This is a genomic window from Streptomyces eurythermus (genome assembly GCF_014649115.1).
GTDB lineage: Bacteria > Actinomycetota > Actinomycetes > Streptomycetales > Streptomycetaceae > Streptomyces > Streptomyces eurythermus.
In genome coordinates, this window is sequence record NZ_BMSK01000028.1 from 99,012 (window position 1) to 108,219 (window position 9,208).

The 9,208-nt window shown below is 73.1% G+C and carries 10 protein-coding genes; 6 read left to right on the forward strand and 4 right to left on the reverse strand.

The window, feature by feature from the left end; genetic code table 11:
* Nucleotides 1-125 precede the first annotated feature (125 nt).
* Together IE251_RS36560 and hemC are read left to right on the forward strand one after the other, a co-directional pair.
* On the forward strand, nt 126-1,106 hold the full coding sequence (locus IE251_RS36560; RefSeq protein ID WP_189757257.1) for an ATP-dependent DNA ligase: 981 nt from the start codon (nt 126-128) through the stop codon (nt 1,104-1,106).
* A gap of 101 nt (nt 1,107-1,207) precedes the next feature.
* Nucleotides 1,208-2,143, forward strand: a complete 936-nt coding sequence (hemC, locus tag IE251_RS36565; protein WP_189757242.1) for a hydroxymethylbilane synthase — start codon at nt 1,208-1,210, stop codon at nt 2,141-2,143.
* A gap of 56 nt (nt 2,144-2,199) precedes the next feature.
* Here hemC and IE251_RS36570 read toward each other — a convergent pair whose 3' ends face one another.
* Complete coding sequence (locus IE251_RS36570) at nt 2,200-2,724, reverse strand: hypothetical protein (RefSeq protein ID WP_189757243.1); 525 nt, start codon at nt 2,722-2,724, stop codon at nt 2,200-2,202.
* 404 nt (nt 2,725-3,128) lie between these two features.
* Here IE251_RS36570 and IE251_RS36575 point away from each other — a divergent pair, with 404 nt between their 5' ends.
* Entirely contained in the window at nt 3,129-3,920 is a 792-nt protein-coding gene (locus IE251_RS36575; RefSeq protein ID WP_189757244.1) for an RNA polymerase sigma factor SigF, read from the forward strand.
* An 11-nt stretch (nt 3,921-3,931) separates the two neighbouring features.
* Here the strand turns inward: IE251_RS36575 and IE251_RS36580 are convergent, their stop codons facing one another.
* Entirely contained in the window at nt 3,932-4,246 is a 315-nt protein-coding gene (locus IE251_RS36580) for an ANTAR domain-containing protein (RefSeq protein ID WP_189757245.1), read from the reverse strand.
* A 129-nt stretch (nt 4,247-4,375) separates the two neighbouring features.
* On the opposite strand from IE251_RS36580, the gene IE251_RS36585 reads away from it, so the two are divergent.
* A complete protein-coding gene (locus IE251_RS36585; RefSeq protein ID WP_189757246.1) occupies nt 4,376-5,191 on the forward strand; it encodes a VOC family protein in 816 nt (271 codons plus the stop codon).
* An 18-nt stretch (nt 5,192-5,209) separates the two neighbouring features.
* On the opposite strand, the gene glgX is transcribed toward IE251_RS36585, so the two are convergent.
* Together glgX and IE251_RS36595 are read right to left on the reverse strand one after the other, a co-directional pair.
* Nucleotides 5,210-7,363: a glycogen debranching protein GlgX gene (gene glgX, locus IE251_RS36590; RefSeq protein WP_189757247.1), complete on the reverse strand. Its 2,154-nt coding sequence runs from the start codon at nt 7,361-7,363 to the stop codon at nt 5,210-5,212.
* A complete protein-coding gene (locus tag IE251_RS36595) occupies nt 7,360-7,872 on the reverse strand; it encodes a hypothetical protein (protein WP_030784428.1) in 513 nt (170 codons plus the stop codon). Before IE251_RS36595 ends, glgX begins: the two co-directional genes overlap by 4 nt.
* Nucleotides 7,873-8,174: 302 nt before the next feature.
* On the opposite strand from IE251_RS36595, the gene IE251_RS36600 reads away from it, so the two are divergent.
* Complete coding sequence (locus IE251_RS36600) at nt 8,175-8,474, forward strand: DUF5133 domain-containing protein (protein ID WP_030784425.1); 300 nt, start codon at nt 8,175-8,177, stop codon at nt 8,472-8,474.
* Nucleotides 8,475-8,585: 111 nt separating this feature from the next.
* On the forward strand, nt 8,586-9,208 hold a 623-nt coding region (locus tag IE251_RS36605), incomplete at its 3' end, for a maltotransferase domain-containing protein (protein WP_189757248.1).

Sequence of the window (9,208 nt, forward strand, 5' to 3'; positions counted from 1 at the left end):
GGGCGCCTCGGCGTGAGCCGGTTCGCCGGTGGCCGGGAGGGGCGGCGCGGGCCCGTTCAGGGGAACCGTGGGGGAAAGGGGCGTGAGCGGGCCGGGGCCGGTCGAGATGTTCTGCCGTGACCGCCGTGCCGCTGCCGTTCATCGCGCCGATGCTCGCCACCCCCGGCAGCCTGCCGCCCGCCGCCCAGGACCGGCGGTGGGCGTACGAGACGAAGCAGGACGGCCAGCGGGTGATGGTCTACCTGCCCGGCGACGGCAGCGTGCTGCTGCGCGCCCGCTCCGGCGAGGACATCACCGCGGCCTACCCCGAACTCCGGCCGCTGGGCGCCGCGCTGGGCCCCACGCCCGCCGTGCTGGACGGCGAGGTGCTGGCCCTGGACGAGCGGGGACGGGCCGACTTCCAGTTGCTGCAGAGCCGCATGGGCCTCGCGCACGCCCCCGCGCGGGCGGCGCGCCGGGCCGCGCAGGTGCCGGTGCACCTGGTGCTGTTCGACGTGCCGTATCTGACCGAGCCGCTGCTCCGTCTGCCGTACGCGCGACGGCGGGCCCGGCTGGAGGAGCTGGAGCTGGCCGGGCCGTACTGGTCGACCCCGGGCGCGGTGACGGGGCACGGCGCCGAGGCTCTGCGCGCCACCCGGGAGCACGGGCTGGAGGGCCTGGTCTGCAAGCGGCTGGACTCGGTGTACGAGCCCGGCGTCCGCTCCCGCGCCTGGGTCAAGATCCGGAACATGCGCGCCGAGGACGTGATCATCGGCGGCTGGCTGCCCGGGAAGGGCCGGCTGACCGGACTGCCCGGGGCGGTGCTGGCCGGGCAGCGCGACACGGAGGGCCGGCTGCGCTACGTCGGCGGGGTGGGCACCGGCTGGAGCGAGGCGGAACGCGTCCGGCTGGCGGAGCTGCTGCGGGAGGCGGCGAGCGACCGGTGCCCCTTCGACCCGGTGCCGAGGATCCCCCAGGCGCGCTGGGTGGTGCCCCGGCTGGTGGGCGAGGTCAGCTACAGCACCCGTACCCGGCACGGCATGCTGCGCCAGCCGTCCTGGCTGCGCTCGCGCCCGGACCTCACGCCGGAGGAGTCGGCGGCGGACCTGCCTCAGGCGCCGGGGTGAGGGCCGTGGGGCGCGGCCGACGGGCCAACCTCCGTGGTACGGGGGGCCGTACGGGCGACCGCGACCGGAGCCGGACCGGCCCCAGGGTCTATCGTGTCCTCATGTCTGCACCGGAATTGATCCGTATCGTCTCCCGCGACTCCCCCATGGCGCTGGCCCAGGTGGAGCGGGTCCGTGCCGAGCTGGCCGCGCTGCACCCGGGGGTGCGGACGGAGGTCGTCCCGGTGAAGACGACCGGCGACAAGTGGCTGGGCGATCTCTCCCAGGTCGAGGGCAAGGGTGCGTTCACCAAGGAGGTGGACGCGGCCCTGCTCGCCGGGGAGGCCGATCTCGCGGTGCACTGCGTGAAGGACGTGCCCGCCGACCGGCCGCTGCCCGCCGGCACGGTGTTCGCCGCGTTCCTGAAGCGGGACGACATCCGGGACGCGCTGGTGCACCCGGGCGGGCTGACCCTGGACGAGCTGCCGGCCGGCACCCGGATCGGCACCTCCTCGGTCCGCCGGATCGCCCAACTGGCCGCGACCCACCCGCATCTGGAGTGCGTGCCGTTCCGCGGCAACGCCAACCGCCGGCTGGAGAAGCTGGCCGCGGGCGAGGCGGACGCGCTGCTGCTCGCGGTGTCCGGGCTGGAGCGGATCGGCCGGACCGACGTGATCAGCGAGGTGCTGTCGACGGAGACGATGATGCCGCCGATCGGCGCGGGCATCCTGGCCCTGCAGTGCCGGGAGGACGACACCGCGCTGATCGACGCGGTCAGCGGGCTCGGCGACCCGGACACCCACCGGGAGGCGACGGCCGAGCGGATGTTCCTGCATGTGCTGCAAGGGCACTGCAACAGCCCGATCGCCGGGTACGCGCACGTGGACCGCGGCGGCGAACTCTCGCTGCGCGCCTGTGTGTTCACCGCCGACGGCAAGACACGGCTGAACGCCCACGAGTGGGCGGGGCGGCTGGACCCGGCGACCCTCGGCACCTCGGTCGCGGTCGCGCTGCTGCGGCAGGGCGCGCGGGAGATCATCGACGGCATCCCGCACTGAACCGCGTACGGACGTCCCGGCACCGAACCGGGCGGGACGTCCCGCGCGGGTGCGTGTCAGGCGGAGCCCGGCTCCGCCTGGTCCCGCAGGAAGGCGGAGACCTGGTGGGCCAGGCCGCCCTGCCCGGCGGCCGAGGGAGTGGCCGTCGGGGCCGGCTCCAGGACGCCGATGCCGCCCGCCCACAGCCGGCGGCCGGTCCACTCGTCGTCCGCCCGCAGCTGCACCTGTACGTCCACGTGGCTGAGGGCGGCCTCGGGCGCGGCGGCGTAGATCACGGCGGTGGCCCGGCGCAGCGGGTAGACGTCGAAGCCCTCGACGAACTGGGAGTTGCGCCAGTCGATGAAGGCGCCCTCGCCGTCCGGGCCCACGCGCACGTCGATCTGGCCGTCCTCCAGGTGGATGCCGTAGGGCCGGGCGCCGCGGTTCTCCACGGTGACCCGGACACTGAAATACGTCAGCCCGGCGGCGGCGTCGTCCCGGCCGCGGGGCGGCTCGGCCGCCTCCAGGCGGTGGACGCGGACCCGCAGACCGGCATGCTCGTCGTACTCCTGCCAGTCACCGACCACGTTCGGCTCGTACACAGTGCCCCTCTCGACCCTCGAGAGCTGCTGTCTATCTGTGCGCCGAGCGCACTGTCAAATGCCGGGAACGCAGCGTGGTCAGGGGAATTGACCCCCGTCGACCGGTGATCAAGCGCTGCCCAGGAAGAACTCGTCCGCGGCGGGTTCCGGCCGCCGGGCCGGGCGTGCCGCACATCACGTCCACGACAAGATCGGCGATCTCCGGCTCCCCTTAGACCGTTTCGCCACATTTATTATTATTTGTTTGGGAGTGTCCCTCGGCGGGAAAAGGGCACAGGAGTGCTTCGGACAGGAGGCACGTCCGTGGGAGACGGCATGGCCCGCCCCCGGTGTCCCACTCCATGGTCCGAGCGCACCTCCCACGGTGTCTGTCCCATCAGCACCTGCCGAGAGAGGTGCGCGCGATGCGTGTCACTGGCAGCACGAAATCCCATCCCCACGACGACGCCCCGGACACGGGCGCCGCTTTCGAGCGGCTCGCCCTGCTGCCCGACGGCCCCGAGCGCCGGGCGCTCCGGGACGAGCTGGTCCGGTTGTGGCTGCCCATGGCCGAGCGGATCGCGGTGCGGTTCCGCGGCCGCGGCGAGGCCCTGGAGGATCTGTACCAGGTGGCCGCGCTGGGCCTGGTCAAGGCCGTCGACCACTACGACACGGCCCGTGGCCGCGCCTTCGAGGCGTACGCGGTGCCCACCATCACCGGGGAGATCAAACGGCACTTCCGGGACCACATGTGGACCCTGCACGTGCCCCGCCGGGTGCAGGACCTGCGCAACCGGGTGCGCGCCGCCGTGAAGGATCTGGCGCAGACCACCACGGGCCGGGCGCCCACCGTCGCGGAGATCGCCGCGTACGCCCGGCTCAGCGAGGACGAGGTGCGCACCGGCATGGAGGCGCTGGAGTGCTTCTCCGCGCTGTCCCTGGACGCCGAGGTCTCCGGCACGGACGGCTACGCGCTCGGGGACTCGCTGGGCGGACCGGACCCCGGGTACGACCTCGTGGTGGACCGGGCCGCGGTACGGCCGTGCCTGGAGGCGCTGCCCGAACGCGAGCGCACCATTCTCTACCTGCGGTTCTTCCAGGGCATGACACAGAGCTGCATCGCCTCGCAGCTCGGTATCTCGCAGATGCACGTCTCGCGGCTGCTGAGCGGCTGCTTCGACCGGCTGCGCGAGGAACTGCTCGCGGAGATCCGCTGACCCCCGCTCCCCTACTGCCCCTCGGTCCCCGGCACGCGTGCGGGCCCGTACCGGTCCAGGGCGTCCTCCAGCTCGGCCCGGACGGGGTCCGGGAGGTCGCCGCGCCGCCCCCAGACCAGGATCAGCTCGGCGACGCGGCGCAGCTTGATGTTGGTGTGCTGGGAGACCTCCTTGAGGACCTCCCAGCCCTGGTCCGGGGAGACCCGCGCGAGGGCCACCACCATCCCGATCGCCTGGTCCACGACCGCGTGCGAGGCCATGGCCTCCTTCATCTGGTCGACCTCCGCCTGCAACGCGGCGATCCGGTCCGGCTCGCTCTCTGCCATCCCTCCATCGTGCGCAGGGGCCTGCACCCCTGCCACCCGGGGTACCCGGGAGGCATTTCGACCCGGTCCGGCCGGACACTGGTGTCGTACCGGTGGCCGCCCGGGCCCCGAGAGCAGGACGCGACTGCCATGAACCACGAAAGCCCCGCCGGCGGCGCGCCGCGCGACAAAGAGGTCGTCTCCACCCACTCCGTCTTCGGCGCGCCCTGCTGGGTGAGCCTGACCAGCCGTGATCTCCAGGCCACCCAGGAGTTCTACACGGCCGTGCTGGGCTGGCGGTGGCGCACCGCCAAGCTCGGCGAACACTTCCGCATCGCCCTCGCGGACGGGGTCCCGGTCGCCGGGATCGCCGCCGTGGCCTCCATGTGGCAGATGGCGGTGGCGTGGACGCCGTACTTCGCGGTGCGGGACGCGGACGTGGCCGTGGCCCGGGTCCGGGAGCGCGGCGGTACGGCGGCGGTCGGGCCGCTGTCCTTCCCGCCGGGCCGGGCGGCGCTGCTCGCCGACCGGGACGGCGCCACGTTCGGGATCTGGCAGGGCGACCTGGTCACCAACTGGGAGGCGTGGCGGCAGGCGGCCCCCACCTTCGTGCGGCTGCACACCCGGGACGCCTTCGACGCCGCGATGTTCTACGGCGAGACCCTGGACTGGGCGACCGGCGAGCCGGGCTGCTGCGAGGTGGAGTACGACGGCGGCGAGGTGCTGCTGCGCAGCGAGGGCGATGTGGTGGCGCGCATCGACTCGGGCGCGGTGGAGGCCGCCCCGGACCCCTCGGTGCGCCCGCACTGGCAGATCCACTTCGCGGTGACCGACGTGCCGGCCTGCGCCCGCGCGGCGGAGAAGCACGGCGGCAGCGTGCTGCGCGAGGACGGCGAGCGGGAGGCGATCCTGCGGGACGCCGACGGGGCGCAGTTCACGGTGACGGCCCGCGGCGTCTGCTGCTGAGCCCCGGCCGCCCCCGGCTCAGCCCGTGGCGCCCGTAGCGCGGGACGGGCGGGACAGCAGGACCAGGCTGCGGGCCTCCAGGCGGAGCCGGGTGCCCGCCTTGCGTTCGCGTTCGTCGGGGATGCCGTCGGGGTCGGCGGTGTCGGCCAGGGTGGTCCAGCGCTCGCCGAAGGAGTCGTCGGGCAGGCGGAAGACGACCGGCTCCCAGTAGCCGTTGACCAGCAGCAGGAAGGAGTCGTCGACCATGCGGCGGCCGTAGGGGTCGCGTTCGGCGATGGCGTCGCCGTTGAGGAACACGCCGACCGAGTGCGCGTCCGCGCGCTGCCAGTCCCGGTCGGTCATCTCGCGGGCGTCGGGGCGCAGCCACACCAGGTCGGGCAGCGGCTGCCGGGCGTTGGTCGCGGTCTCGCCGCGGAAGAAGCGGCGCCGGCGCAGCACCGGGTGGGCGGCGCGCAGGGCGATCAGGCTGCGGGTGAACGCGGTCAGGGCGCGCTGCTCCTCGGTGAGGTCCCAGTCCACCCAGGAGGTCTTGTTGTCCTGGCAGTAGGCGTTGTTGTTGCCGCGCTGGGTGCGGCCGAGTTCGTCGCCGTGGCAGAGCATCGGGATGCCCTGCGACAGCAGCAGCGTCGCCAGCAGGTTGCGCTGCTGGCGGGCGCGCAGTTCGAGGACGGCCGGGTCGTCGGTGTCGCCCTCCGCGCCACAGTTCCAGGACCGGTTGTGGCTCTCGCCGTCCCGGTTGTCCTCGCCGTTGGCCTCGTTGTGCTTGTCGTTGTACGACACCAGGTCGCGCAGCGTGAAACCGTCGTGGGCGGTGACGAAGTTGACGCTCGCGCGCGGCCGGCGCCGGCTGTGCTGGTAGATGTCGGAGGAGCCGGTGAGCCGGGAGGCGAACTCGCCGAGCGATCCGGGCTCGGCCCGCCAGAAGTCCCGTACGGCGTCCCGGTACTTGCCGTTCCACTCCGACCACAGCGGCGGGAAGTTGCCCACCTGGTAGCCGCCCTCGCCCACGTCCCACGGCTCGGCGATCAGCTTGACCCGGCTGATCACCGGGTCCTGCTGGATCAGGTCGAAGAACGCCGAGAGCCGGTCCACCTCGTGGAACTGCCGGGCGAGGGTGGCCGCGAGGTCGAAGCGGAAGCCGTCGACGTGCATCTCGGTGACCCAGTACCGCAGCGAGTCCATGATCAGCTGGAGCACGTAGGGGTGCCGCATCAGCAGGCTGTTGCCGGTGCCGGTGGTGTCGTAGTAGTGCGCCCAGTCGCCGTCGACCAGGCGGTAGTAGGAGGCGTTGTCGATCCCTCGGAAGGAGAGCGTGGGGCCGAGTTCGTTGCCCTCGGCGGTGTGGTTGTAGACCACGTCGAGGATGACTTCGAGGCCGGCCGCGTGCAGCGCCTTCACCATCGCCTTGAACTCGTTGACCTGCTGGCCGCGGGAGCCGAAGGCGGCGTAGGCGTTGTGCGGGGCGAAGAAGCCGATGGTGTTGTAGCCCCAGTAGTTGGACAGGCCGCGGTCCTGGAGGATGCCGTCCTGGACGAACTGGTGCACCGGCATCAGCTCCACCGCCGTCACCCCGAGCGAGGTGAGGTGCTCGGTCACGGCCGGGTGCGCGAGCCCGGCGTAGGTGCCGCGCAGCCGCTCGGGGATGTCCGGGTGGGTGCGGGTCAGCCCGCGGACATGGGCCTCGTAGATGACCGAGTCCGCGTACGGCGTCCGGGGCGGGCGGTCGTCGCCCCAGTCGAAGAACGGGTCGGTGACCACGCCCAGCATGGAGTGGCCGGCGCTGTCGGCCGGGGCCGGCCCGTCCGGGGCGCGCTCGTAGAGCGAGGGGTGGTTGTCGATCTGGCCGTCCACGGCGCGGGCGTACGGGTCGAGCAGCAGCTTCGCCGGGTTGCAGCGATGGCCGAGCGCGGGCTGCCAGGGGCCGTGCACCCGGTAGCCGTAGCGCTGTCCGGGGCCGACGCCGGGCAGATGGGCGTGCCAGACGAAACCGTCGACCTCGTGCAGCCGGACCGGGGTCTCGGTGCCGGCGTCGTCGACGAGGATCAGGTCCACGCGCTCGGCTACCTCGCTGAACAGGGCGAAGTTGGTGCCCTGCCCGTCGAAGGAGGCGCCCAACGGGTAGGGGTGCCCGCTCCAGACGGGCACCCCTGTGCGTCGCGTACGGGCGGTCACCGGCTGCCCTCCAGGGTGGCGCGGTGGGCGGGCGCGGGACCGGCCAGCACGGTCACGGGCTGGTCGCGGGGCACCTTCAGGCCGGTGCGCAGCGCGGGGTCGGGGGCGAGCGGGACCAGCGGGACGCGCTGGCCGGCCCGGGCGCGCTGCGAGAACCAGATGATCGTGCTGCCGGTGGCCGTGGCGCAGCAGCCCCAGCCGTCGCTCATGGCGGCGATGTCGGCCAGGCAGGACCGCAGGTCCGCCTCCGGGCGCAGCTCGGGGTCCTCCCCGCCGAGGGCGGTGATGAGGTGCTGGCCGTTCCACCACATCTCGATGGACGTGTGCTTGTTCCTCGCGTGCGCGTCGATCGCCCGCAGCAGCAGTTCGGCGCCGCGGCGGACGGGCTCCACGAGGTTGTCGAGGTCCCAGTGGCGCAGATGGGCGGCCAGGATGCGGCCGACCTGTCCCACCCGCTCCGGGCCGACCTCCACGTCGAGGTGGTAGTAGCAGGGCACTGCGGTCTTCATCGTCGCTTGCTCCTCACCGGCGAAGCTCTCGCTCCCCTCGCCCGCCCGGAGGGATTTCCGGACACCCAGCGTGAGCGTTGATCGCTTCAGAGTCACTTCCACGGTGCGGGCACTACGCCATTCGTGCAACACGAGCCGCCGACCGCCCCACTCGTTGAAGATCCAACAAGACGCTGCGTCGTCGCGCGTGCACCATGAGTGAAAGCCTCGATCGCCGTAACGGTGCCGTGCCCTCCCCTGTGCGGACACCACCCGACCGTCGGGAACGCGCCCAGTCGAGAGCGTGGAGGGTGAAGAGGGCCATGCTGCTACCCGCCAAGGCCGAAGTGGCCCGGCAGTTGCGGCGTTACCGGGCGTGGGAGCGCGTGATGCTCGCCGCGCCGCACGACCGCACGGTCCGGGCCACCTTCGAGGACTCCGGGTACACCCTGTGCGTGCTGATGGGCAAGCGCTGCGCCCGCGAGGCCGTGGACGCCGCCGAGCGCTATCTCCGCACGAACCTGGTCACCTACCTGCGGGAGCAGGACGGGCGGCCGCAGCCGCGCCGGACGGCGAGAAGAGGGCCGCCGTCGGAGCGGCGTTCCACGGCGCCAAGCCCCTGACCTGGCACCGTACAAGGCGTTCCCTGCGGGTCCGGCGAGAGACCGGCCCGACTTATCGGATCGCGGAGCCGGGCCGGGCGCCCGGCTCCGCGCACGGCGGAGGTGAGATACATGCGCAGGACCCCGGCCATCGGCCGTGTACCGGTACGTGACGTCCGGCCGGCCGTGGAGTGCGGCAGGCGCCCGGCGAAAGCGGTGGCCGGGGAGACGTTCGAGGTCACGGCCACCGTGTTCCGCGAAGGGCATGACGCCGTGGGCGCGAACGTGGTCCTGCGCGATCCGACGGGCCGGCGCGGCCCCTGGACCCCGATGCGGGAGCTGTCGCCGGGCAGCGACCGCTGGGGGGCGGAGATCACCCCGGACGTGACGGGGCGCTGGTCCTTCCGCGTGGAGGCGTGGAGCCATCCGCTGGCGACCTGGCGGCACACCGCTTCGGTGAAGGTGCCGGCCGGGATCGACACCGGCCTGGTGCTGGAGGAGGGCGCGGAGCTGTACGAGCGGGCCGCCGCCGGGGTGCCCAGGGGCCCCGGGCGGGACCTGGTGCTGGCCGCTGCGCGCGACCTCGGTGACGACACCCTGTCGGTCCACCACCGGCTGAAGGCGGCGCTGTCCCCCGAGGTGGAGGACGTACTGGCCCGGTATCCGCTGCGGGAGCTGGTCACCGCCTCCGACGCGATGCCGTTGCTGGTGGAACGCGAACGCGCCCTGTACGGCTCCTGGTACGAGTTCTTCCC